This window comes from Geodermatophilus sp. SYSU D01186 (genome assembly GCF_054050215.1).
On sequence record NZ_JBJGYW010000030.1, the window covers coordinates 33,419 to 55,514 of the forward strand.

21 protein-coding genes are annotated in these 22,096 nt (G+C 75.3%); 10 read left to right on the top strand and 11 right to left on the bottom strand.

The features are described 5' to 3' along the window. Positions 1–85 precede the first annotated feature (85 nt). Genes ACI784_RS19695 through msrB form a run of 3 tightly spaced genes read left to right on the top strand, consistent with a single transcriptional unit; the run spans position 86 to position 3,339 of the window. On the top strand, positions 86–2,233 hold the full coding sequence (locus tag ACI784_RS19695) for a histidine kinase (protein ID WP_457014595.1): 2,148 nt from the start codon (positions 86–88) through the stop codon (positions 2,231–2,233). Beyond that, positions 2,220–2,876: a response regulator gene (locus tag ACI784_RS19700; RefSeq protein ID WP_457014596.1), complete on the top strand. Its 657-nt coding sequence runs from the start codon at positions 2,220–2,222 to the stop codon at positions 2,874–2,876. Before ACI784_RS19695 ends, ACI784_RS19700 begins: the two co-directional genes overlap by 14 nt. Positions 2,877–2,922: 46 nt before the next feature. Next, positions 2,923–3,339 carry a peptide-methionine (R)-S-oxide reductase MsrB gene (gene msrB, locus ACI784_RS19705; RefSeq protein WP_457014597.1) on the top strand — a complete coding sequence of 139 codons (417 nt, stop codon included), beginning with the start codon at positions 2,923–2,925 and terminating at the stop codon, positions 3,337–3,339. 49 nt (positions 3,340–3,388) lie between these two features. On the opposite strand, the gene hemQ is transcribed toward msrB, so the two are convergent. The 4 genes from hemQ to hemE all read right to left on the bottom strand — a co-directional run bounded on the left by hemQ (position 3,389) and on the right by hemE (position 6,784). Continuing rightward, entirely contained in the window at positions 3,389–4,105 is a 717-nt protein-coding gene (gene hemQ, locus ACI784_RS19710; RefSeq protein ID WP_457014598.1) for a hydrogen peroxide-dependent heme synthase, read from the bottom strand. Positions 4,106–4,149: 44 nt separating this feature from the next. Next, the gene (locus ACI784_RS19715; RefSeq protein WP_457014599.1) at positions 4,150–4,311 is read right to left on the bottom strand and encodes a hypothetical protein; all 162 of its coding nucleotides are present in this window, start codon (positions 4,309–4,311) and stop codon (positions 4,150–4,152) included. A gap of 62 nt (positions 4,312–4,373) precedes the next feature. Further along, positions 4,374–5,738 carry a protoporphyrinogen oxidase gene (gene hemG, locus ACI784_RS19720; RefSeq protein ID WP_457014600.1) on the bottom strand — a complete coding sequence of 455 codons (1,365 nt, stop codon included), beginning with the start codon at positions 5,736–5,738 and terminating at the stop codon, positions 4,374–4,376. Continuing rightward, complete coding sequence (hemE, locus tag ACI784_RS19725) at positions 5,735–6,784, bottom strand: uroporphyrinogen decarboxylase (protein ID WP_456924586.1); 1,050 nt, start codon at positions 6,782–6,784, stop codon at positions 5,735–5,737. The genes hemG and hemE overlap by 4 nt, the downstream gene beginning before the upstream one ends. A gap of 71 nt (positions 6,785–6,855) precedes the next feature. Between hemE and ACI784_RS19730 the strand changes: the two genes are divergently transcribed. The 4 genes from ACI784_RS19730 to ACI784_RS19745 all read left to right on the top strand — a co-directional run bounded on the left by ACI784_RS19730 (position 6,856) and on the right by ACI784_RS19745 (position 12,310). Next, the gene (locus ACI784_RS19730; RefSeq protein ID WP_456924587.1) at positions 6,856–7,485 is read left to right on the top strand and encodes a DUF3000 domain-containing protein; all 630 of its coding nucleotides are present in this window, start codon (positions 6,856–6,858) and stop codon (positions 7,483–7,485) included. A 151-nt stretch (positions 7,486–7,636) separates the two neighbouring features. Continuing rightward, positions 7,637–8,863, top strand: coding sequence for an HRDC domain-containing protein (locus ACI784_RS19735; RefSeq protein WP_457014615.1), 1,227 nt, complete (start codon positions 7,637–7,639; stop codon positions 8,861–8,863). A 160-nt stretch (positions 8,864–9,023) separates the two neighbouring features. Further along, on the top strand, positions 9,024–10,229 hold the full coding sequence (locus ACI784_RS19740) for a thiolase family protein (RefSeq protein WP_457014601.1): 1,206 nt from the start codon (positions 9,024–9,026) through the stop codon (positions 10,227–10,229). Further along, the gene (locus ACI784_RS19745) at positions 10,226–12,310 is read left to right on the top strand and encodes a 3-hydroxyacyl-CoA dehydrogenase NAD-binding domain-containing protein (RefSeq protein WP_457014602.1); all 2,085 of its coding nucleotides are present in this window, start codon (positions 10,226–10,228) and stop codon (positions 12,308–12,310) included. Before ACI784_RS19740 ends, ACI784_RS19745 begins: the two co-directional genes overlap by 4 nt. A gap of 299 nt (positions 12,311–12,609) precedes the next feature. On the opposite strand, the gene ACI784_RS19750 is transcribed toward ACI784_RS19745, so the two are convergent. From ACI784_RS19750 to ACI784_RS19765, 4 genes are all read right to left on the bottom strand, one after another. Continuing rightward, the gene (locus ACI784_RS19750) at positions 12,610–12,894 is read right to left on the bottom strand and encodes a thiamine-binding protein (protein WP_457014603.1); all 285 of its coding nucleotides are present in this window, start codon (positions 12,892–12,894) and stop codon (positions 12,610–12,612) included. Next, positions 12,891–14,804, bottom strand: coding sequence for a 1-deoxy-D-xylulose-5-phosphate synthase (gene dxs, locus ACI784_RS19755; protein WP_457014604.1), 1,914 nt, complete (start codon positions 14,802–14,804; stop codon positions 12,891–12,893). Before dxs ends, ACI784_RS19750 begins: the two co-directional genes overlap by 4 nt. A gap of 195 nt (positions 14,805–14,999) precedes the next feature. Then, positions 15,000–15,368 carry a hypothetical protein gene (locus tag ACI784_RS19760; protein WP_456924593.1) on the bottom strand — a complete coding sequence of 123 codons (369 nt, stop codon included), beginning with the start codon at positions 15,366–15,368 and terminating at the stop codon, positions 15,000–15,002. A gap of 64 nt (positions 15,369–15,432) precedes the next feature. Then, the gene (locus ACI784_RS19765; RefSeq protein ID WP_456850979.1) at positions 15,433–15,663 is read right to left on the bottom strand and encodes a DUF4177 domain-containing protein; all 231 of its coding nucleotides are present in this window, start codon (positions 15,661–15,663) and stop codon (positions 15,433–15,435) included. Between the two features lie 207 nt (positions 15,664–15,870). On the opposite strand from ACI784_RS19765, the gene ACI784_RS19770 reads away from it, so the two are divergent. Continuing rightward, positions 15,871–16,839, top strand: a complete 969-nt coding sequence (locus tag ACI784_RS19770; protein ID WP_457014605.1) for a hypothetical protein — start codon at positions 15,871–15,873, stop codon at positions 16,837–16,839. A 9-nt stretch (positions 16,840–16,848) separates the two neighbouring features. Here ACI784_RS19770 and ACI784_RS19775 read toward each other — a convergent pair whose 3' ends face one another. From ACI784_RS19775 to ACI784_RS19785, 3 genes are all read right to left on the bottom strand, one after another. Continuing rightward, positions 16,849–17,064, bottom strand: a complete 216-nt coding sequence (locus ACI784_RS19775; RefSeq protein WP_457014606.1) for a hypothetical protein — start codon at positions 17,062–17,064, stop codon at positions 16,849–16,851. 98 nt (positions 17,065–17,162) lie between these two features. Then, positions 17,163–18,488: a class I SAM-dependent RNA methyltransferase gene (locus tag ACI784_RS19780; RefSeq protein WP_457014607.1), complete on the bottom strand. Its 1,326-nt coding sequence runs from the start codon at positions 18,486–18,488 to the stop codon at positions 17,163–17,165. Positions 18,489–18,566: 78 nt separating this feature from the next. Next, complete coding sequence (locus ACI784_RS19785; RefSeq protein WP_456924597.1) at positions 18,567–20,606, bottom strand: APC family permease; 2,040 nt, start codon at positions 20,604–20,606, stop codon at positions 18,567–18,569. Between the two features lie 151 nt (positions 20,607–20,757). On the opposite strand from ACI784_RS19785, the gene ACI784_RS19790 reads away from it, so the two are divergent. Further along, positions 20,758–21,426: a potassium channel family protein gene (locus ACI784_RS19790; protein ID WP_456924598.1), complete on the top strand. Its 669-nt coding sequence runs from the start codon at positions 20,758–20,760 to the stop codon at positions 21,424–21,426. Then, a complete protein-coding gene (locus ACI784_RS19795) occupies positions 21,426–22,094 on the top strand; it encodes a potassium channel family protein (RefSeq protein ID WP_456924599.1) in 669 nt (222 codons plus the stop codon). The genes ACI784_RS19790 and ACI784_RS19795 overlap by 1 nt, the downstream gene beginning before the upstream one ends. The last annotated feature ends 2 nt before the right edge of the window (positions 22,095–22,096 follow it).

Genomic DNA, 22,096 nt, shown 5'->3' on the forward strand with positions numbered 1-22,096 from the left:
TCGATCCGATCCCCGTCGCCGTCCCGGGCGACACGGGACACCTGCCTCGTGACGCGCGGGACGCCGGCGGGTGAGGATCGCCCGCGTGCAGGCAGGAGCCCCGGTCGCCGAACCGACCCCCGCGGCGCCGGACGACCCTCCCGCGCCGCCACCTGCGCGCCCCGCGGCGGCGACGGCAGGGCTGCGGACGCTCGCCTGGCTGCTCGTCGGGGTCACCGTCGCGGCCGCGGTCGGGGCCACCGTCCTCGACGTCCTCACGCCGGCCGCCGCCCGGCAGGCCGCGGACACCACACCCGGCTGGATCATCGGCCTCCCCGGCGTCGGGCTCGCCGTCCCCGGGGCCCTGCTGCTGCGCCGGGTCCCGCGCAACGCGGTCTCCTGGGTGGTCGGGGGCACCGGCCTGCTGTGGGCCCTGGACGGGGTGGCGCAGTCCTGGCTGACGTTCGCCCTCCAGTACGACCCGCCGTTGCCCGGGGCCACGGCGTCGTTCTGGTTCGTGAACCGCTTCGGTGCCTGGCTGCTGCTCGGGCTGCCCCTGCTGCTCCTGCTCTACCCCCACGGGCGGCTGCCGGCCGGGCGCTGGCGGTACGCGGCCGTGCTGAGCCTGGCGTCGACTGCGCTGCTGCCGACCCTGCTGATGGTGGTGCCGTCGGCGATCGCCGACGCTCGCGCCGGGGTGGAGACGCCCGCGATCTACCGCTCGCTCGACCTGGACCCGACCAGCCTGCCGCTGCCCGAGCCGGTGGTCCTGCCGCTGCTGCGGCTGGCCTTCCCCGTCGCCGTCCTCGGGGTGGTCGTGCCCGTCGCCGCCGTCGTCGCCCGGTACCGCCGGGCTCCGGGCGAGGACCGCCGCCGGATGCGCTGGCTGCTGTGGGCCGCCGTCGTCGACCTGCTGGTCATGGTCGCCGCCCTGGTCTTCCCCGGCGACGAGGCCTCCTTCGGGCTGTCCATCGCGGTGACCCTGACCGGCGTGGCGGTCGCCGTCGGCATCCTGCGCCCGCAGGCGGTCGACATCGACCGGCTGCTCGGCGGCACCCTCGTCTACGGCGGGCTCGCGGTCGCCGTCGTCCTGCTCGACCTGGCGGTGATCGCCGCGGCCGGCGCCCTGCTCGGGGACCGGCTCGGCGACCGGGACGCCACCCTGCTGGCCCTGCTCGTGGTCACCGGCCTCTACGTGCCGCTGCGCGCCCAGGCCTGGCGGCTGGTCCGCCGGTGGGTGCTCGGCGAGCGGGAGGACCCCTACCGCGTCGTCTCCGGGCTGGCCGCGCGCCTGGAGCGCTCCGACGGCGCCGAGGAGCAGCTCATGGCCGTCGCGGCCGGCATCGCCGAGGCGTTCCGCTCCCCCTACGTGGGCGTCGAGGTCGACCAGCCCGGCGGTCAGCAGCTGCTGGCCGAGTCCGGACGGCGCCCGGCCGCGGTGCAGTCGCTGTCGATCGCCTACCGCGGGGAGGAGGTCGGCCGGCTGCTGCTCCCGCGGGACGGCGTCCGCGCGCACCTGGTCACCCGCGACGAGGGGCTGCTCGCCGACGTCGTCCGGCAGGCCGCCGCGGCCGCCCGCGCCAGCTCGCTCGCCGCCGAGCTCCAGGCCAGCCGCGAGCAGCTGGTGGCCGCCCGCGAGGAGGAGCGCCGGCGGCTGCGCCGCGATCTCCACGACGGGCTGGGGCCCTCGCTCGGCGCGGTGGTGCTGCGCATCGACACCGCCCGCAACCTCGCCGCGGCCCGCCCGGAGGAGGCCGACCGGCTGCTGCGGCAGGCCCGCGACGACGTCTCGGCCGCGCTGGCCGACGTCCGTCGGCTGGTGCACGACCTGCGCCCGCCGGCCCTGGACGACCTCGGCCTGGCCGGGGCGGTCCGCCAGCAGGCCGAGCGGCTGCTCGCGCCGTGGGCCGAGGTGACCGTCGAGGCCGGCGAGCTCGCCGACCTGCCCGCCGCCGTCGAGGTCGCCGCCTACCGGATCGCATCCGAGGCGCTGGCCAACGTCGCCAAGCACGCCGCGGCGACCCGGGTGCGGGTGTCACTGGCCTGCGACGGGGACGGCGCCCTGGTGGTCGAGGTGGCCGACGACGGCGTCGGGATCGCCCCCGGCGCGCCGGCCGGCGTGGGGCTGGTCTCCTTGCGGGAGCGCGCCGCGGAGCTCGGCGGGCGCTGCTCGGTGGAGTGCCCCGCACCCGGCGGCACGGTGGTGCGGGCGGTGCTGCCCGCGGACGGAGGGAGGTCCCTTGTCGGAGCTTGAGGAGCCGCTGCGGATCGCCGTGGTGGACGACCACCCGGTCTACCGGGACGGGCTGGCGGTGCTGCTCGGCTCGGTCCCGGGTCTGGTCGTCGTCGGCACCGCCGCCGACGGCGCCGAGGCGGTGGAGCTGGCCCGCGAGGAACAGCCCGACGTCGTGGTCATGGACGTGCAGATGCCGGTGCTCGACGGGATCGAGGCGACCCGACGGATCACCGCCGAGTCGCCGTCGGTCGGGGTCGTGGTGCTCACGATGAGCGAGGACGACGGCACCGTGTTCTCCGCCGTCCGGGCCGGTGCGCGCGGCTACCTGCTCAAGGGCGCCGACCAGGAGGAGGTGGTGCGGGCGATCACCACGGTGGCCGGCGGCGGCGCGGTGTTCGGGGCCGCCCTGGCGCGCCGGATCGCGGAGTTCTTCACGACCGGGCCGGCCGGGCCGGAGACGGCGTTCCCCCAGCTGACCGCCCGCGAGCGCGAGGTGCTCGACCTGGTCGCGGCGGGCCGGTCCAACGCGCAGATCGCCGCGGCGCTGTACCTGTCGCCGAAGACGGTGCGCAACAACGTGTCCAACGTGCTGACCAAGCTGCAGGTCACCGACCGGGCGCAGGCGATCGTGCGGGCGCGGGAGGCCGGGCTGGGCCGCTGACCTCGTCCGTGATCAACAGCGCGTCCGGCGTCGTACCGTGGAGCGCATGACGACGTCCGCGGAGAACCAGCCGAAGGTCAGCAAGAGCGACGAGGAGTGGCGGGCGCAGCTGTCGCCCGAGGAGTACGCCGTCCTCCGCCAGGCCGGCACCGAGCGGCCCTGGACCGGTGAGTACGTCGACACGAAGACGGCCGGCGTCTACACCTGCCGGGCGTGCGGGGCGGAGCTGTTCCGCTCCGAGACCAAGTTCGACTCGCACTGCGGCTGGCCGTCGTTCTACGAGCCGACGTCGGCCGACAACGTGGTGCTGCGCGAGGACCGCAGCCACGGCATGGTCCGCACCGAGGTGCTGTGCGGGACCTGCCACAGCCACCTGGGGCACGTCTTCGAGGACGCCCCGCAGACCCCGACCGGCGACCGCTACTGCATCAACAGCGTCTCGATCAGGCTCCTCGAGGCGTGAAGCGGAGGCTGGGGGTGCAGAGTTCCTGCACCCCCAGCCTCCGCTGGGGTCACGGCAGGTCGTTGACGAGCTCGGCCACCGGCTTGCGGACGCCGGTGTAGAACGGCACCTCCTCGCGCACGTGCCGCCGCGCCGCCGAGGCCCGCAGCTCGCGCATCAGGTCGACGATGCGGTGCAGCTCGTCGGCCTCGAAGGCCAGCATCCACTCGTAGTCGCCGAGGGCGAACGAGGCCACCGTGTTGGCGCGCACGTCGGCGTACCCGCGGGCCATCTGCCCGTGCTCGGACAGCATCGCGCGCCGCTCCTCGTCGGGCAGCAGGTACCACTCGTAGGAGCGCACGAACGGGTAGACGCACACGTAGCGGCGCGGCTCCTCGTCGGCGAGGAACGCCGGGATGTGGCTGCGGTTGAACTCCGCCGGCCGGTGCAGCGCCATCTGCGACCACACCGGCTTCAGGTGCCGGCCGAGGGCGGTGCGGCGCAGCCGGGTGTAGGCCTCCTGAAGCGCCTCCGGCGTCGCGGCGTGCCACCAGACCATGAGGTCGGCGTCGGCCCGCAGGCCGGCGACGTCGTAGACCCCGCGGACGACGACGTCCTTGCCGGCCAGCTCGTCGAGCAGGGCCTGCACCTCGTCGGCGGCCGCGGAGCGCTGCTCGTCGCCCAGCGGGCGGGCCAGCCGGAACACCGACCACATCGTGTAGCGGATGGTCGCGTTGAGCTCGTTGGCCCGCTTGCCGATGCTGCGCTGGTCGCTCTGCTCGCTCATGGGGCCATTGTCCCGCGCGGCGCCGGCCGGGTCCGGCGGGGTGGTCAGGCGGCGTCCGTGGAGGGCTCGGCGGGCTGCGGCTCGTCGCGGACGGTCGCGCTGTGCGCCGCGCGGCAGTCCAGGCAGGCGGCCATCCAGACGCGGTGGCGCAGGCAGCGGGTCGTGGTCCGGGTCTCGGGTCGGGTCGGGTGGTGCGGTGTCCTCACCCCGAGCTCAACAACGGCCGCCCCGTGGTGATGCCCGCGGCCAGGGTGGCCCCGGCCACGGATCAGGACAGCGCGTCGAGGGCGTGGTAGGCGTCGCGGATGCAGGCGGGGACGCCCACCCCGCGGAACGCCGCACCCGCGATCGCCAGGCCCGGCACCGCGCTGACCGCCGTCCGCACGGCGTCGACCCGCTCCTGGTGACCGACCAGGTACTGCGGCAGCCCGCCGCCCCAGCGCACCACCCGCGTCGCCACCGGCTCCGGCCGGGACAGCTCCAGCAGGTCGGCGACGTCGGCGACCACGGCGGCGGCGAGGTCGTCGTCGGACCTCTGCAGCTGCGACTCGTCGCGGAACCGGCCGACCGACGAACGCACCAGCAGGTGCTCGCCGGTCAGGTGCGGCCACTTGGCCGACGACACGGTGACGCCCTTGACCAGCCGGCCGGTCACCGGGGGCACCAGCAGCCCGGAGCCGGCCGCGACCTGCTGCGCGGGGAAGGCCATCGCGACGACGGCCATCGAGGCGTACGGGATCCCCTGCAGCGGCTCGACCGCGTCCGGCGCCACCCGGGCCAGCAGCCGCGCCGCCTTGGGCGCCGGCGCGGTGACGAGGACGGCGTCGGCGGTCAGCGTCTGCGGGGCGGCGGCCGGGCCGATCGAGAGCTCGAATCCGGTCGGGGTCCGGGTCAGCGCGTGCGCGGGCGTGCCCAGCCGGACGCCGGCGCCGGACGCCTCCACCAGCGCGTCAGGCAGCCCGCCGATGCCGTCGGACACGGTCACGAACACCGGCGCGTCGGCGTCGAAGCGGCTGCGGGCGCCGGCGTCGCGGGCGGCGGCCGCCGCGCCGAGCACGGACCCGGCCCGCGGCAGGTGCGCCGCCAGCGCGGGCATGGTCGCGGTCAGCGACAGCTCGTCGGCGCGCCCCGCGTAGACGCCGCCGAGCAGCGGCTCGACCAGCCGGTCGACCACCTCGTCGCCGAGCCGCTCCCGCAGGAGGGTGCCGACGGCGACGTCGCCGTCCAGGGTGAGCGGCGGCAGCTGCGCCTCCGCCGCCACCCGGGCCACGCCGTCCGGGGTCAGGATGCCGTCGAGGCCCTCGGCCGAGGCGGGGACGCCGAGCACGGTGCCGGCCGGCAGCCGGTGCCGGCCGTCGGGGAGCACGACCGACGCCTGCGTGGTGGCGGGGCGGACCAGCCGGTCGGCCAGCCCGAGCCGCTCCACCAGCTCCACGGCCTCGGGCACCCGGGCGAGCATCGCCTCGGGTCCGGTGTCGTACCAGTGCCCGGCCAGCTCGACCCGGCCGAGCTTCCCGCCGACCCGGTCCCCGGCCTCGAGGACCACGATCTCGTCGTCCGGACGCCGCCGGCGCCACTCGAACGCCGCGGCCAGGCCGGTGATCCCGGCCCCCACGACGACCAGGCGGCTCATCTGGCCGACAGCTCGTGGACCAGCTCGGCGACGTGGGTGAGGACGCCCGGGTCGGTGTCCGGCAGAACGCCGTGGCCCAGGTTGAACACGTGCCCGCGGGCGGCGCGGCCCTGCTCGACGACCCGGCGCACCTCGCGGTCGACGGTCGCCCGGTCCGCGAGCAGGACGGCGGGGTCGAGGTTGCCCTGCAGCGACCGCTGCGGCCCCACCCGGCGCGCCGCCTCGTCCAGGGGCACCCGCCAGTCGACGCCCACGACGTCGGCGCCGGCGTCCCCGATGAGCGGCAGCAGCTCGCCGGTGCCGACGCCGAAGTGGATGCGCGGCACGTCCCGGTCGCCCAGCCCGTCGAACACCGCCCGCGAGTGCGGCAGCACCCGCTCGGCGTAGTCGGCCGCCGACAGCACCCCGGCCCACGAGTCGAACAGCTGGACCGCCGAGGCGCCGGCGTCGACCTGGGCGCGCAGGAACGTCGCCGCCGAGACCGCCAGCCGGTCCAGCAGCCGGGTCCACGCCTCGGGCTCGGCGTACATGAACGCCTTGGTGCGGGCGTGCTCCTTCGACGGGCCGCCCTCGATCAGGTAGGTGGCGAGGGTGAACGGCGCGCCCGCGAAGCCGATCAGCGGCGTCGGGCCGAGCTCGGCGACCAGCCGGCGCACCGCCGTCTCGAGGAAGGCCAGCCGCTCGGGCTCCAGCGGCGGCAGCGCGTCGACGTCGGCGACGGTGCGCACCGGCTGGGCCACGACCGGCCCGACGCCGGGCTTTATCTCGATGTCCACGCCGGCCACCACCAGGGGCAGCACGATGTCGGAGAAGAGGATCGCGGCGTCCACCCCGTGCCGGCGGACCGGCTGCAGGGTGATCTCGGTGACCAGGTCGGGGTCCTGGCAGGCCTCGAGCATCGCCGTGCCGGCCCGCAGCGCGCGGTACTCCGGCAGCGAGCGGCCGGCCTGGCGCATGAACCACACCGGGGTCCGGCTCACCGGCAGGCCGCGCGCGGCCCGCACGAGGTCGGAGTCGGCGGGGAGGGAGGAGCCGGGGGTGGTCACGACCGTCGATCCTCCCAGAACGGTGCGGCGCGTCGGCCGCGCGGGGCCGGTCGGCGCCCTACCCTGCGAACGTGGAGCCTTCCAGCCTGGCCGGTGCCGGGCCCGGCGCGGGCGACCGGACCGGCGACGTCCCCCCGGAGTTCCGGGCTGCCCTGGAGGCGCTGGCCGGCGTGACCACCCGGCCGGAGATCACGCTGGAGACCATCCCCGCCCCGCAGCGGCTGGCGCCGTACGCCCACGCGGTGGGTGCGCTGGTCACCGAGCCGGACGGCGAGGACGAGGTCGAGGTCGCCACCGGCCGGTTCATCGTGCTGCACGACCCGGCCGGCCACGAGTCGTGGGCCGGCACCACCCGCTGCGTCGGGTACCTCTCGGCGGCCACCGACGAGCACATGGTCGACGACGCGATGTTCTCCGAGGTCGCGTGGAGCTGGCTCACCGACGCCCTCGCCGAGGCCGGCGCCACGCACCACGCCGTCGGCGGCACGGTCACCCGCACCGCCTCCACCCGCTTCGGCGAGCTGGCCGGGCCCGAGCACTCGGTGGACGTCGAGATCCGCGCCTCCTGGACCGCCGAGGACAGCGCCCTGGACCGCCACCTGCTGGCCTGGCTGGAGGTGCTGGGCACCGCGGCCGGGCTACCGCCCCCCGGCGTCCGGCTGCTGGGTCCCTCCGGCCCCTCCGGCGGCGGGACTCTCTAACATCGGTGTCCCGAGGGGGCGTTCGGCGCCCCCGCGCCGGTTGCCCACTCCCCCGGCCCCTGCGGTCCCGTTCCGCGGAGCTGCGCGCTGCCGGTGCTGCACACGCTGACGACACGGGCGAGAAGGTGGACGAGCGCTGAGCACCGAGCCCATCCCGGAGCCGGACGAGGAGCAGACCGCTCCCCCGGCGATCCCGCTGCTCGCCCCGCGCGAGGGCCTGCCCCCGGTCATCGAGACCTCGACCGCTCTGGTGGAGTACGCCGACGCGCTGCGCGGCGGCACCGGCCCCGTCGCCGTGGACGCCGAGCGGGCCTCCGGGTACCGCTACGGCCAGCGGGCCTACCTCGTCCAGCTGCGCCGGGCCGGCGCCGGCACCGGCCTGGTCGACCCGGTCCCCCTCCCCGACCTCTCGGTGATCCAGGAGGCGATCGCGGACGCCGAGTGGGTGCTGCACGCCGCCAACCAGGACCTCCCCTGCCTGGCCGAGATCGGTCTGGTGCCCGCGCGCGTCTTCGACACCGAGCTGGCCGCCCGCCTGGCCGGGCTGCCGCGGGTGGGCCTGGGCGCGGTCGTCGAGTCGCTGCTCGGGTTCTCGCTGCAGAAGGGTCACTCGGCCGCCGACTGGAGCACCCGGCCGCTGCCCGAGGAGTGGCTGGTCTACGCCGCCCTGGACGTCGAGGTGCTGGTCGACCTGCGGGACGCGCTGGCCGAGGTCCTCGAGGAGCAGGGCAAGACCGAGTGGGCGCGCCAGGAGTTCGAGGCGATCCTCGCCGCGGGCCCCCCGGCACCGAAGGCCGATCCGTGGCGGCGCACCTCCGGCGTGCACGGCCTGCGCAACCGGCGGCAGCTGGGCATGCTGCGCTCGCTGTGGCAGGCACGCGACGACCTGGCCCGCCGCCGCGACGTCGCCCCGGGCCGGGTGCTGCCCGACGCCGCGATGGTCTCCGCCGTCCAGGCCGACCCGCGGTCGGAGGCGGCGCTGCTGGAGCTGCCGGTCTTCCGCGGCCGCGCCAACCGCAAGCTGGTGGGCACCTGGTTCGGCGCGCTGGCCCGCGGCCGCGAGCTGCCGGACGCCGAGCTGCCGCTGCACAGCAAGCCCGGCGACGGCCCGCCGCCGGTCAACCGCTGGGCCGACCGGGACCCGGCCGCCGCCGCCCGCCTGCAGGTGGCCCGCGCCGGGTTGGCCGAGCTGTCGGCGAAGCACAGCGTGCCGGTGGAGAACCTGCTCTCCCCCGACCTCGTCCGGCGGCTCATGTGGAGCCCGCCGGAGCAGCGCGACGCCGGGTCGGTGGCCGCGGCCCTGCGCGCCGGCGGCGCCCGCGAGTGGCAGATCGAGCTCACCGGCGACCTGCTGACCGACGCGGTCACCCGCGCCTGAGCCGCTCCACCTCTCGTCGCGCGGTCTGCCCACCGGCGGTCTCCGACCCCGTGACGGCCGCCGGCGTGCAGATCTCGCCCTTCTTGGCCACGGCGGTTACCAGCGGGTAACTTGAGGGCGGCCGGTGGTCACCGGCCGGTGTCCCTGCTGCGGAGGTCCCATGTCCCGCTCGCTGCGTGAGGTCGTCTTCGTCGACGGCGTGCGCACCCCCTTCGGCAAGGCCGGCCCGAAGGGCATCTACGCCGAGACGCGCGCCGACGACCTCGTCGTGCGCTGCATCCGCGAGCTGCTGCGGCGCAACCCGTCGCTGCCGGCCGACCGGGTCGACGAGGTCGCCATCGCCGCCACCACCCAGATCGGCGACCAGGGGCTGACCATCGGCCGCACCGCCGCGCTGCTGGCCGGGCTGCCGACGAGCGTCCCCGGCTACGCCATCGACCGCATGTGCGCCGGCGCGATGACCGCCGTCACCACCACCGCGTCCGGCATCGCCTTCGGCGCCTACGACGTCGCCATCGCCGGCGGGGTCGAGCACATGGGCCGCCACCCCATGGGCGAGGGCGCCGACCCGAACCCGCGGTTCTTCAGCGAGAAGATCGTCGACGGCTCCGCGCTGGTGATGGGCTCCACGGCCGAGAACCTGCACGACCGCTTCCCGCATCTGACCAAGGAGCGCGCCGACGCGTTCGCCCTGGCCAGCCAGCAGCGGTACGCCAAGGCCGTGGCCAACGGGCAGATCGGCCCCGAGCTGGTCCCGGTCGCGACCCGCTCGGCCGAGCAGGGCTGGGGTCTGGCCACGGTGGACGAGCCTCCGCGCCCGAACACCACCCTCGACGGCCTGGCCGCCCTCAAGACGCCGTTCCGCCCGCACGGGCACGTGACCGCCGGCAACGCGGCGGGCCTCAACGACGGCGCCACCGGCTGCCTGCTCGCCGCCGAGGAGGTCGCCCGCGAGCTGGGCCTGACCATCGGCATGCGGCTGGTCGGCTACGGCTTCGCCGGCGTCGAGCCCGAGGTGATGGGCGTGGGTCCGGTGCCCTCCACCGAGAAGGCGCTGGCCCGCACCGGCCTGTCGATCGAGGACATCGGCCTGTTCGAGCTCAACGAGGCCTTCGCCGTCCAGGTGCTCGCGTTCCTGGACCACTTCGGCATCGCCGACGACGACGAGCGGGTCAACCCGTGGGGCGGCGCCATCGCCGTCGGCCACCCGCTGGCCTCCTCGGGCGTGCGGCTGATGACCCAGCTGTCGCGCCAGTTCGCCGAGCGGCCCGACGTCCGCTACGGCCTCACCGCGATGTGCATCGGTCTCGGCATGGGCGGCACCGTGATCTGGGAGAACCCGAACTGGGAAGGGGCCGCGGCATGAGCGCCGTGTTCGAGGACGAGGTCGTCACCGCCGCGCGGGTCCGGTACCTGGCCGTGCCGGGCGTCGCCGGCGAGGTCGCGCTGATCACCCTGGACAACGGGCACGACCACACCCGCCCGTCCACCTTCGGTCCGGCGGGGCTCGCCTCGCTGGACGCCGCCCTCGACGAGATCGCCGCCCACTCCCCTCCCCCGGCCGCGATCGCCGTCACCGGCAAGCCGTTCGTCTTCGCCGTCGGCGCGGACCTCTCCGGCGTCCCGTCGATCACCTCGGCCGACGACGCCCGCGAGATGGCCGAGACCGGCCACCGGGTGTTCCGCCGGCTCAAGGAGTCGGCGGTACCGACGTTCGCCTTCGTCAACGGCGCGGCGATGGGCGGCGGCCTGGAGCTGGCGCTGCACTGCCACCACCGGACGATCGCCACGACCGCCGTCGTCGCCTTCCCCGAGGTCTTCCTCGGCCTGGTGCCCGGCTGGGGCGGCACACAGTTACTGCCGAACCTGATCGGCATCCACCCGGCGGTCACGGTGATCGTCGAGAACGCCCTGGCGCAGAACAGGACGACGCCCGGCCCGGCCGCCGCCCGCCTGGGCATCGCCGACGCGGTGTTCGAGCCGGCCGACTTCCTGGAGCGCTCGCTGGAGTGGGCGGCCGGCGTGCTGGGCGGCGACGTCCCCGTGTCCCGTCCCGCGGTCGACCGGGCAGCGTGGGACGGCGCGATCGCCCGGGCCCGCGCGATCGTCGCCGGCCGCACCCGCAACGCCTCCCCGGGCGCGCTGCGGGCCGTGGAGCTGCTCGACCTGGCCCGGGCCGGCGTCGAGGGCGACGCCTTTCCGGCCGGGACCGCCGCCGAGGACGACGCCCTGACCGACCTGCTCATGAGCGACGAGCTGCGGGCCGGCCTCTACTCCTTCGACCTGGTCAACCGGCGGGCCAAGCGCCCGGCCGGCGCCCCGGACCGGAAGCTGGCCCGCACGATCACCAAGGTCGGCGTCGTCGGCGCCGGGCTCATGGCCTCCCAGCTGGCGCTGCTGTTCGTGCGGCGGCTGCAGGTGCCCGTCGTGCTGACCGACGTCGACCAGGCTCGGGTCGACAAGGGTGTCGGCTGGGTCCACGCGCAGCTGGAGGAGCTGGCCTCCCGCGGCCGCCTGTCGCCGGACGCGCTCAACCGGCTCCGCGGGCTGGTCACCGGCTCGCTGTCCAAGGACGTCTTCGCCGACGCCGACCTCGTCGTCGAGGCGGTGTTCGAGGAGCTGTCGGTCAAGCAGCAGGTCTTCGCCGAGGTGGAGGCCGTCGTCTCGCCGGAGTGCGTGCTGGCCACCAACACGTCGGCGCTGTCGGTGACCGAGATGGCCTCGAAGCTCGAGCACCCCGAACGCGTCGTCGGTCTGCACTTCTTCAACCCGGTGGCGGTGCTGCCGCTGCTGGAGGTGGTGCGCGCCGAGCGGACCGACGACGCCACGCTGGCGACCGCGTTCGCCGTCGGCAAGGCGCTGGGCAAGTCGTGCGTGCTGGTCGCCGACGCCCCGGCGTTCGTCGTCAACCGGCTGCTGACCCGCTTCCTCGGCGAGGTCACCGCCGCCGTGGACGCCGGCACCCCGGTCGCCGTCGCGGAGCGGGCGCTGGACCCGCTGGGCCTGCCCATGACGCCGTTCGAGCTGCTCTCGCTGGTCGGCCCGCCGGTGGCGCTGCACGTGGCCGAGCGGATGCACGAGGCGTACCCCGACCGCTTCGCCGTCGGCGAGGGGCTGCGGCGCATGGTCGAGCTGGGCAAGGCGTCGGTGTTCTCGGCCCCCGGCGTGGTCGACCCCGACCTCGCCGGCATCGACTCCGGGGACTCGCCACTGACCGCCGAGCAGCTGCGGGCCAACGCGGAGCGGGCGCTGGCGCAGGAGATCGGGCTGATGCTCGACGAGGGGGTCGTGCAGGCGGTGCAGGACATCGACCTGTGCATGCTGCTCGGCGCCGGGTGGCCGTTCTGGCTGGGCGGCATCTCCGCGTACCTGGACCGCACCGGCGTCTCCGAGGCGGTCACCGGCAGGCGCTTCCTGCCCCGTGGGGTGGCCTCCCTCCCCTCCTGACGGGCGGCACCGCGGTGGTCCTCCCCGGACCACCGCGGTGCACCCGGCTCAGCAGGGCGGCATGGTCGCGTCGTCGCTGCCCGTGGCGAGCGCGATGTCGGCGACGTACCCGCGTGGCTCGTGTCGTTCCACAGGTCACTGCTGAAGGTCCCCGTCGGCTCCGGGACCGGCTCGGCACGCACCGTGCACCGGATGTGGACCACGGCGCCCTGTGGCAGCAGGCCGATCACGACGTCGCACCGGGACGCTGCGTCCAGTGTGCCGCGCCTGCCCTGCACGGGGAGCCCGCGGGGGCAGGCTCAGCGGAACTTGGCGGTGAGGCTGTCCATCGTCCGCTGCACCGAGGCGACCTTGATGTGCGACAGCCCGCCGGTGGCGCCGGCCGCCAGCATCGCCTCGTGCGCGGCGCGCAGCGTGGCCCACACCTCGTCGGCCTCGCCCTCCAGCGTCGTCCCGAGGGCGCCGACCTCGTACCGCAGCCCCGAGGCCTGGATGACCGCGATCGCCGCCTCCACGTGGGCGTGGGGGTCCTCCGCCGTGCCCGGGGGCGAGGGCGCCACCTGTATCTCGGCGATCACGCTCACGGCCGCTCCTCGACGACCTCCGACACGCGCCCCTCCGCGCGCTCGGCGACCACCGCGGCCCACTCGACGATCCGGCGGGCGACGTCCTGCTCGGTCAGGCCGACGTCGGCGAGCACCTGGCCGCGGCTGCCGTGCTCCAGGAACTGCTGCGGCAGGCCGAGGGCGCGCACCGGCACGTCGTGGCCGCGGTCCTGCAGCGCCTGGGTCAGCGTGGTGCCGACCCCGCCGGCGCGGCCGCCGTCCTCGACGGTCACGACCAGCCGGTGCGCGGCGGCCAGCTCGACCAGCTCCGGCTCGACCGGCAGCACCCAGCGCGGGTCGACGACGGTGACCTCGATGCCGTGGTCGGCCGCCCGCTCGGCCGCGGCCAGGCACATCGGCACCATCGACCCGACGGCGACCAGCAGCACCTCCTCCCGCGCCCCGCTGCGCAGGACGTCGACCGGCCCGCGTCGCTCCAGCGCCGGCAGCTCGACCGGAGGCGCCCCTTTCGGGAACCGGACGACGGTGGGCCCGTCGGTCACGGCGACCGCCTCGCGCAGCGCCTCCCGCAGGGTCGGCTCGTCCCGCGGCGCGGCCAGCCGCAGGCCGGGGACGACGGAGAGGATCGACATGTCCCACATGCCGTTGTGGGAGGCGCCGTCGGTGCCGGTGACCCCGGCCCGGTCCAGGACGACGGTGACCGGCTGGCGGTGCAGCGCGACGTCCATGAGCAGCTGGTCGAAGGCGCGGTTGAGGAACGTCGAGTAGACGGCGACCACCGGGTGCAGGCCGCCCATCGCCAGGCCCGCGGCCGAGGTCAGCGCGTGCTGCTCGGCGATGCCGACGTCGAAGGTCCGGTCGGGGAAACGCTCGGCGAACGCGGCCAGCCCGGTCGGGTGCAGCATCGCCGCGGTGATCGCCACGACGTCGGAGCGCTCGGCGCCGATGCGCACCAGCTCGTCGGAGAACGCCGCCGTCCAGTCGCGGGCCGCCGCGGCGCTGGCCCCGCTGTCGGGGTCGAACACACCGGTGGCGTGCCAGGCGTCGATCTGGTCGGTCTCGGCCGGCGGGTAGCCGAAGCCCTTGGTGGTGACCGCGTGCACGATCACGGGGCCGCCGAAGGAACGGGCGCGGCGCAGCGCGGACTCCATCACCTCGACGTCGTGACCGTCGACGGGGCCGACGTACTTCAGGCCGAGGTCCTCGAACATGCCCTGCGGCGAGAGGACGTCCTTGAGGCCCTTCTTGATCGCGTGCAGCGCGTCGTAGAGGGCCGAGCCGAGGACGGGCGCGCGGTGCAGCGCCTGGCGGACCTGCAGCAGCGCCTGCTCGTAGCCGGGACGCAGCCGGAGGGTGGCCAGCGCGTCGGCGACGCCGCCGATGGTCGGCGAGTACGAGCGGCCGTTGTCGTTGACCACGATGACCACCGGCCGGTCGTGGGCGGCGGCGATGTTGTTCAGCGCCTCCCAGGCCATGCCCCCGGTCAGCGCGCCGTCCCCGATGACGGCGACGACCGGCCGCCTCTGCCCCCGGACGGCGAAGGCCTTGGCCAGCCCGTCGGCGTAGGACAGCGAGGTGGAGGCGTGGCTGTTCTCGACCCAGTCGTGCTCGCTCTCGGCACGGCTCGGGTACCCGGAGAGGCCGCCGCGCTGGCGCAGCCGCTCGAAGCCCTCCACCCGGCCGGTGAGCATCTTGTGCACGTAGCTCTGGTGCCCGGTGTCGAAGACGATCGGCTCGTGCGGGGAGTCGAAGACCCGGTGCAGGGCGATGGTCAGCTCGACCGCACCCAGGTTGGGGCCCAGGTGACCGCCGGTGCGGGCCACGCTGGTGACGAGGGCGTCGCGGATCTCGGCGGCGAGCGCGGGGAGCTGATCGGCGGGCAGCGCCTTCAGGTCGGCGGGGCTGCGGAGCGATCGCAGGAGCGACACGAGTAGGAGGTGTCCTCTCTGACGGCGGCAGGTGCACGGCTCGGCAACGGCCGCCGACCAACTGTAGCCGCGTTCCCTGCGCTCTTCCGGTCGAGAGCGGGGGCTGGAGCGAGGCTTCCAACACCCTGGGTCCGCTCCCGCGGGGCGCTCCGCTCCTCGCTCGCCCCTCGCTGCGATGCTCACGCCCCTGTCCGCTCACAACCGGGGCACCCAGCGCTCCCCGCGGAGCGCCCCGGCCACCACCTCCACGCCGCGCGCGGCCGCTGCCAGGCGGGTGCCCTCGCGCTCGTAGGCGGTGATCGCCGCGGTCATCGCGTCGGCGGGCAGCTCGTCGGCCAGCTCGACCCGCACCGTGCGCCACCCCGCCCGCGCGGCCTCCAGGCCGGCGCGCACGTGGTCGGAGGCGAAGCGGGCGAGCAGCACCGGGTAGCGGCGCAGCACCTCGTGGGCGCGGTAGTCGGGCGGCACGAGGTCGAACAGCCACGCGACCGCGCTCTGCTCCCAGTCGGGCGCCCCGGGCGGGCGCACGGCGTCCGGCCAGCCCGGCGGCAGCGTCGCGTCCACCGCACCATTCTGCCCCGTGGATCGAACACCCGTTCGATCGGCGCGCGCGGGGCCGCGCCCGGACTCAGGCCGACGTCGGGCGCTTGAGCCAGAACTGCTCGAACCCCCAGGTGCCGGCACCGCTGGAGTGGTAGCTGACCAGCTCCCACCCCTCGCTGCCGAGCCGGTTCAGCACGGAGCTCGTGTCCCCGCTCTGCCGCTCCAGCGAGCCACCGGGGAGCTTCACGCTCACCCCTGCCCGCTGGGACTCCGCGTCGTTGGCCGTGATGACCGAGGCGTACTCCCAGGTGGTCACGGGGAGCAACGGTAACCGACCCTCTCCGGCCCGCCCCGCGGACCGGTGCCGGGAGTGATCTGGGACCGGACCCTTCCGTCACCCACCCGATCCAGCTAACGTGACGGACAGCGCTGGACCGACTCCATTCCGTGTTGGGGTTCAGCGGCCGGGTCGGCCCGACCCGCACCCCGCCGTCGCCCGACCCGCCCAGGGAGCTGTCCCCGCATGCCCGCCAACCGCCGGACGCCGTCCGACCTCGCCCGCCCCCGACGCTCGCGCGCCGCCACGGTCATCGGGGGCCTGGCGATCGCGGGGATCGTCGCCGGCAGCGGCGCCCTCGTGCTCGACGACCGGACGGACGCCGCGGCGCAGGAGGTCAGCGCCGTCGAGACCGCGACCCCCGCCACCGTGGACAGCGGCATCGGCCAGGCCTCGCGGACGTCGGCCTCCGCCGCCGCCACGACGTCCACCTCCGCACCGGCGACCACCCCCGCGGCGCCGTCGGAGACCCCCGCGCCCACGACGGACGCCCCGGCTCCCACCGCGGCCCCGACCACCGCGGCGTCCCGCGGGGCGTCGTCCGCGGCGTCCCGCGTGGCGTCGTCCGCGGCGCCGGCCCCGGTGGCGAGCGCAGCGGCCCCCGCACCCGCCACGAGCCGGTCCACCCCGGCGCCCGCGCCGAAGCCCGCCGCGGCCCCGGCTCCCGCCCCCGCGGCGACCGGTGCCGGCGAGCGCGAGATCCAGGCCTACATGACCGGCTACTCGTACTTCGACAACACCCCGGCCGGCAGCCCGAGCATCTCCCACCCGATCGTCCACCGGCAGGCCGGCGGCACCGGCACCTACGAGGACCCGATCACCGTCGCGGTGGGGCACTCGAAGGCCGGCGGCCAGGACACCCTCGACTGGCCCGCGGGCACCCGCTTCTACGTGCCGGCGCTGAGCCGCTACCTCATCGTCGAGGACACCTGCGGCGACGGTGCCGCCCCGCAGAACGGCGCCTGCCACACCGGCTACCCGTCGTCGGCGTCGACCTGGCTGGACGTCTGGGTGGACGGCCGGGACGGCGGCTCGTCGTCCGCCGACTCCTGCATGGGCCGCCTCACCGGCGTGCGCACGGTGATCGTCGACGCCGGCCCGGGCCGCCCCGTGACGGCCGGCCCCATCGCCTCCGGGAGCGGCTGCGCGCTCTGAGCGGACCGCTCAGGCGACCGCGGACCCCGGCCGGGATGCGCTGTCGTACGTCAACGCGTGCTGGGGGCTCGACGGGCCGTGCCCGCACCGGGCGTCGCACTCCCACCACAGGCGCTGGCGCCCCGCCTCGTGACGGTCGGCGACCGCCAGCCCCCGGCCGACCAGCACGGCGAACAGCGAGGCCGGCAGCGGCCACGCCAACAGCACCCATCCCCACGACGACATGCACCCACGATGGCCGGACCGCGCCCGGGTCGCGATCCCCAACCCGGGACGCCGCGGATCCCCGAACCGGGTGCACACCAACGGGGGGCCTCGCCCGCCTACGCGGGAGCCGAGGCGGGGACCAGCAGGGCGACGCACTCCACGTGTGCGGTCATCGGGAAGGCGTCGAACCCGCGGACGGCCTCCAGCCGGTACCCCGCCGTCCCGAGGACGGCGACGTCACGGGCGAGGGACGCCGGGTCGCAGGCGACGTAGACCACCGCCCGCGGGCCGGCACCGGCCAGCACCCGGCTGACCGCGGCGCCGGCGCCGGCGCGGGGCGGGTCCAGCACGACGACGTCCGGTGGCGTCCCCAGCTCGGTGAGCAGTTCCTCCAGGCCCTCGGCGTCGATCTCTCCCTGCCAGACCTCGGTCTGCGGCAGGTGTGCGAGGTTGGCCTCGGCGGCGGCGCACGCCGCCGGGTCTGCCTCGACGCACACCACCCGGCCGCCCGAGCCGACGGCCGGAGCCAGCGCCCCGCCGAAGAGCCCGGCCCCGGCGTAGAGGTCGAGCACCGTCTCCCCCGGCACGACGGCGGCGAACGCCTCGACGGCGGCCACGAGGGCGTCGGCGGCCGCGGGGTGCACCTGCCAGAAGCCGGTCCCCTCGACCTCCCAGTCCCGCCCGGCGGCGGTGCGCGCGGCACGGCCGGCCGGCTCGGCGTGGACCTCCTCCCCCGGGCGCAGCACGCGGGTCGTCTGCGGGCGGCCCTGCCGGTCCAGCCGGGTGGTGGTCACCGTTCCGGTGCCGTCGACGGCGACGTCCACCGCCCCGGCGCCGGGCCAGCGGCGGTCGAGGACCGCGCGGGCGGCGGGCTCGACGGTGATCGGGCAGTCGGCGAGCGGCACCACGTCGTGCGACCGGTGCCGGCGCAGCCCCGGCGTCCCTGAACGGTCGACGGCGAAGCGAGCCCGCGAGCGCCAGCGCAGTGGACCGCCGGGGAGCTCCTCCACGACCACGTCGACGTCCAGGCCGGCCAGCCGGGCCAGTTGCTCGCGGACGACCGCGGCCTTGAGCCGGTGCTGCTCGGCCGGCGTCACGTGCTGCCAGTCGCAGCCGCCGCACCGGCCGGGGCCGCTGTACGGGCACGGCCGCTCCACCCGCTCGGGCGAGGCCTCGAGCACCTCGACCGCGTCGGCGCGGCAGAAGCCGGGGTGGCGGTCCTCGGTCACCCGGACGACGACCCGTTCGCCGGGCAGCGTGTGCCGCACGAAGACGACGCGCCCCTCGTGCCGGGCCACGCAGTGCCCGCCGTGCGCCACCGGGCCGACGACGACCTCGAACTCCCGGCCGGTCCAGCCGCCGCCGCGATCGGCGCGCTCGGGCCGGTCGGCGCGGCCGGGCCGCTGGCCACGCCGGCCGGGACCCCGCCGGCGCTCAGCCACAGCAGTCGCCTGCGGGTCTCGTCATCGCCGGTCGCTCAGCCACAGCAGTCGCCTGCGGGTCTCGTCATCGCCAGTCGCTCAGCCATATGGGGTCGCCTCCGGCTCCTCGGTGGCCAGCCCGCGGCGCAGGTCACCGGGCGCCGGACCACCGCGCCCGTTGTCGTCGTCCCGGCCGACCGAGCTCTCCAGCTGCCACGGCACGGTCGTGATCATGACGCCCGGCATGAACTGCAGCCGGGCGCGCAGCCGCAGCGCGCTCTGGTTGTGCAGCACGTTCTCCCACCAGTGCCCCACCACGTACTGCGGCACGAAGACCACCACGAGCTCGCGCGGGCTGTCCCGGCGGATGCCCTTGACGAAGTCGAGGACCGGCCGGGTGATCTCGCGGTACGGCGACTCCAGCACGGTGAGCGGCACCGGGACGTCGTAGCGCTCCCACTGCGCCTGCAGCGCCCGTGTCTCGGCGTCGTCGACGTTGACGGTGAGGGCGGTCAGCACGTCCGGGCGGGTGGCCCGGGCGAAGGCCAGCGCCCGCAGCGTCGGCTTGTGCACCTTGGAGACCAGCACGATGGCGTGCACCTTGCTGGGCAGCGTCCGGGAGTCGGTGTCGGGCACCAGCTGCTCCGCGACGTGCGAGTAGTGCCGGTCGATCGCCTTCATCAGCAGGAACAGCACCGGCATCACCAGCAGGACCAGCCACGCACCGCGGGTGAACTTGGTGACGACGATGATCACCAGGACGACGCTGGTCAGGGAGCCGCCGACGGCGTTGATCGCCTGCGAGCGGCGGATCCGGCGCCGGGCGTCGGCCTCCTCCGTCGAGCGCAGCTCGCGGTTCCAGTGCCGGACCATGCCCCACTGGCCGATCGAGAAGCTGGTGAAGACGCCGACGATGTACATCTGGATGAGCCGGTTGACGTCGGCGCCGAAGGCGACGATCAGCAGCGCCGCGAAGCCCGCGAGCAGCAGGATGCCGTTGCTGTAGACCAGCTTGTCGCCGCGGGTGTGCAACTGGCGGGGCAGGAAGCGGTCCTGCGCCAGTACCGAGCCCAGCAGCGGGAAGCCGTTGAAGGCGGTGTTGGCTGCCAGGATGAGGACCAGCGCGGTGGCCGCCTGGATGTAGAAGAACCCGACCGAGGTGTCCCCGCCGAAGGTCGCCGCGGCGAGCTGCGCGATGACCGTGCGCTGCGGCTCGGTCTCGCAGTTCGCGAAGCCCTCGAGGTCGCAGGGGTGCTCGACGTACTTCACGTCGGCTGCGAGGGCCAGGGCGGTCACCCCCGCGAACATGGTCGCGGCGATGCCCCCCATCAGCGCCAGCGTCGTGGCGGCGTTCCTGCTCTTCGGCGGCTTGAACGCGGGCACGCCGTTGGCGATCGCCTCGACGCCGGTCAGGGCGGTGCACCCGGAGGCGAAGGCGCGCAGCGCGAAGAACAGCAGCGCCAGCCCGCCGAGCTGTCCGTAGCCCGGCTCGGGCGTCACCGTGAACCCGGCGGTCTCGGCGACCACCGGCGAGTCGGTGAACAGGTCCCGGACGAGGCCGGTGGCGACCATCACCAGGATCCCGGTGATGAACAGGTAGGTGGGGACGGCGAAGGTGCGGCCGGACTCCCGCAGGCCGCGGAGGTTGGCCGCGGCCAGCAGCGTCACCAGGCCCACGGCGATGAGCACGCGGTGCTCGTTGAGGGCCGGGAACGCCGAGATGATGTTGTCGGTGCCCGCCGCGACCGACACCGCGACGGTGAGCACGTAGTCCACGAGCAGTGCACTGGCCACGGTGAGCCCGGCGAACTGGCCGTGGTTCTTGAACGCCACCTCGTAGTCGCCGCCGCCGGAGGGGTAGGCCCGCACCACCTGCCGGTAGGAGAGCACGACCGTGGCCAGCAGCAGCACGACACCGATCGCCAGCCACGGCGCGAGGAACAGGAACGCGGTGCCGGCCAGCGTCAGGACGATGAGGATCTCCTGGGTGGCGTAGGCCACGGAGGAGAGCGGGTCGCTGGCGAAGATGGGTAGCGCGAGGCGCTTGGGCAGCAGGGACTCGCCGGCGCGGTCGCTGCGCACCGGACGACCCAGGACCAGCCGTTTCGGGAGTTGTCCGAGGTCGGACAGGGATGGCACGGCGGCGATGGTACGGACGCCCGGATCCCCCGCGCCCCCGCCGGGAGGGTGAGTTGTAGCGCTCCCCCGCCGTGCCCGGGTGTAGCTTCGCGCCCGGGCAGCGCCGGCGGTCGGCGCCGGTGCCCTGGACCGTCGAGCGGAGAGTTCACCAGTGCACGTGGTCGTGATGGGCTGCGGCCGCGTCGGGTCGGCCATCGCCCGCCGGCTCGAGGAGATCGGCCACAGCGTGGCGGTCATCGACCAGGACCCGGAGGCGTTCCGCCGGCTCGGGCCGGACTTCGCCGGCCGGCAGGTGACCGGCCTGGGCTTCGACCGCCAGACCCTCCTGGACGCCGGCATCGACTCCGCCGGCGCCTTCGCCGCGGTGAGCAGCGGCGACAACTCCAACATCATCAGCGCCCGGGTGGCCCGCGAGACCTTCGGTGTCCAGCACGTCGTCGCGCGCATCTACGACTCCAAGCGCGCCGAGGTCTACGAGCGGATGGGCATCCCGAGCGTGGCCACCGTCCCCTGGACGGTGAACCGGCTGCTGCGGGAGCTGCTGTCGGTCAAGGTCAGCGAGCTGTGGCGGGAGCCCACCGGTCAGGTGCTGCTCATCCGGGTCACCGTGACCGAGGGCTGGGTCGGCCGGAAGCTCTCCGAGCTCGAGGCCCGGTCCGGTGCGCGCGCCGCCTGGCTGGTCCGCTTCGGCGAGGCCCAGCTGCCCACGACGGCGACGGTCCTGCAGGACGGCGACCAGCTCATCGTGGCCGCGACCGACGCGATCATCCCGCGGGTGCACGAGGTCGTGGACCGCGGTCCCCAGGGAGGGGAGTCCTGATGCGGGTCGCCATCGTCGGTGCCGGCGCCGTCGGCCGGTCCATCGCCGGCGAGCTGCTCAACAACGGCCACGCCGTCATGCTCATCGAGAAGGACGGCCGCAAGGTCCGCACCCGGTCGGTGCCGGGCGCCGAGTGGGTGCAGGCCGACGCCTGCGAGGTGTCCTCGCTCGAGGAGGCCCAGCTGGCCACCTGCGACGTCGTGGTGGCCGCCACCGGCGACGACAAGGCCAACCTCGTCGTGTCGCTGCTGGCCAAGACCGAGTTCGCGGTCAACCGGGTGGTCGCCCGCGTCAAGGACCCCCGCAACGAGTGGCTCTACACCGAGGCCTGGGGCGTCGACGTCGCCGTCTCCACCCCGCGGGTGCTCGCGGCGCTGGTCGAGGAGGCGGTGACCGTCGGCGACGTCGTCCGGCTGATGAGCTTCCGCAAGGGCGCGGCCAACCTGGTGGAGATCACCCTCGCCGAGGACACCCCGTGGGTGGGCAAGGCGCTGCGCGAGGTGCCACTGCCGCGCGAGACCGTGCTCACCGCGATCCTGCGCGGCGAACGGGTGATCACCCCGAGCCCCGACGAGCCGCTGGAGGCCGGCGACGAGCTGTTGTTCGTCACCCACGCCGACGTCGAGGAGCAGCTGCAGGAGGTGCTCTCCCCCGCCCGCGCCGGCTGACG

What these genes read in the sequence shown, in the direction of transcription:
- msrB (WP_457014597.1), top strand. Translation starts at nt 2,923, where the DNA reads ATGACGACGTCCGCGGAGAACCAGCCGAAGGTCAGCAAGAGCGACGAG.
- hemQ (WP_457014598.1), bottom strand. Translation starts at nt 4,105, where the DNA reads ATGAGCGAGCAGAGCGACCAGCGCAGCATCGGCAAGCGGGCCAACGAG.
- hemG (WP_457014600.1), bottom strand. Translation starts at nt 5,738, where the DNA reads ATGAGCCGCCTGGTCGTCGTGGGGGCCGGGATCACCGGCCTGGCCGCG.
- ACI784_RS19740 (WP_457014601.1), top strand. Translation starts at nt 9,024, where the DNA reads ATGTCCCGCTCGCTGCGTGAGGTCGTCTTCGTCGACGGCGTGCGCACC.
- ACI784_RS19745 (WP_457014602.1), top strand. Translation starts at nt 10,226, where the DNA reads ATGAGCGCCGTGTTCGAGGACGAGGTCGTCACCGCCGCGCGGGTCCGG.
- ACI784_RS19770 (WP_457014605.1), top strand. Translation starts at nt 15,871, where the DNA reads ATGCCCGCCAACCGCCGGACGCCGTCCGACCTCGCCCGCCCCCGACGC.
- ACI784_RS19775 (WP_457014606.1), bottom strand. Translation starts at nt 17,064, where the DNA reads ATGTCGTCGTGGGGATGGGTGCTGTTGGCGTGGCCGCTGCCGGCCTCG.
- ACI784_RS19795 (WP_456924599.1), top strand. Translation starts at nt 21,426, where the DNA reads ATGCGGGTCGCCATCGTCGGTGCCGGCGCCGTCGGCCGGTCCATCGCC.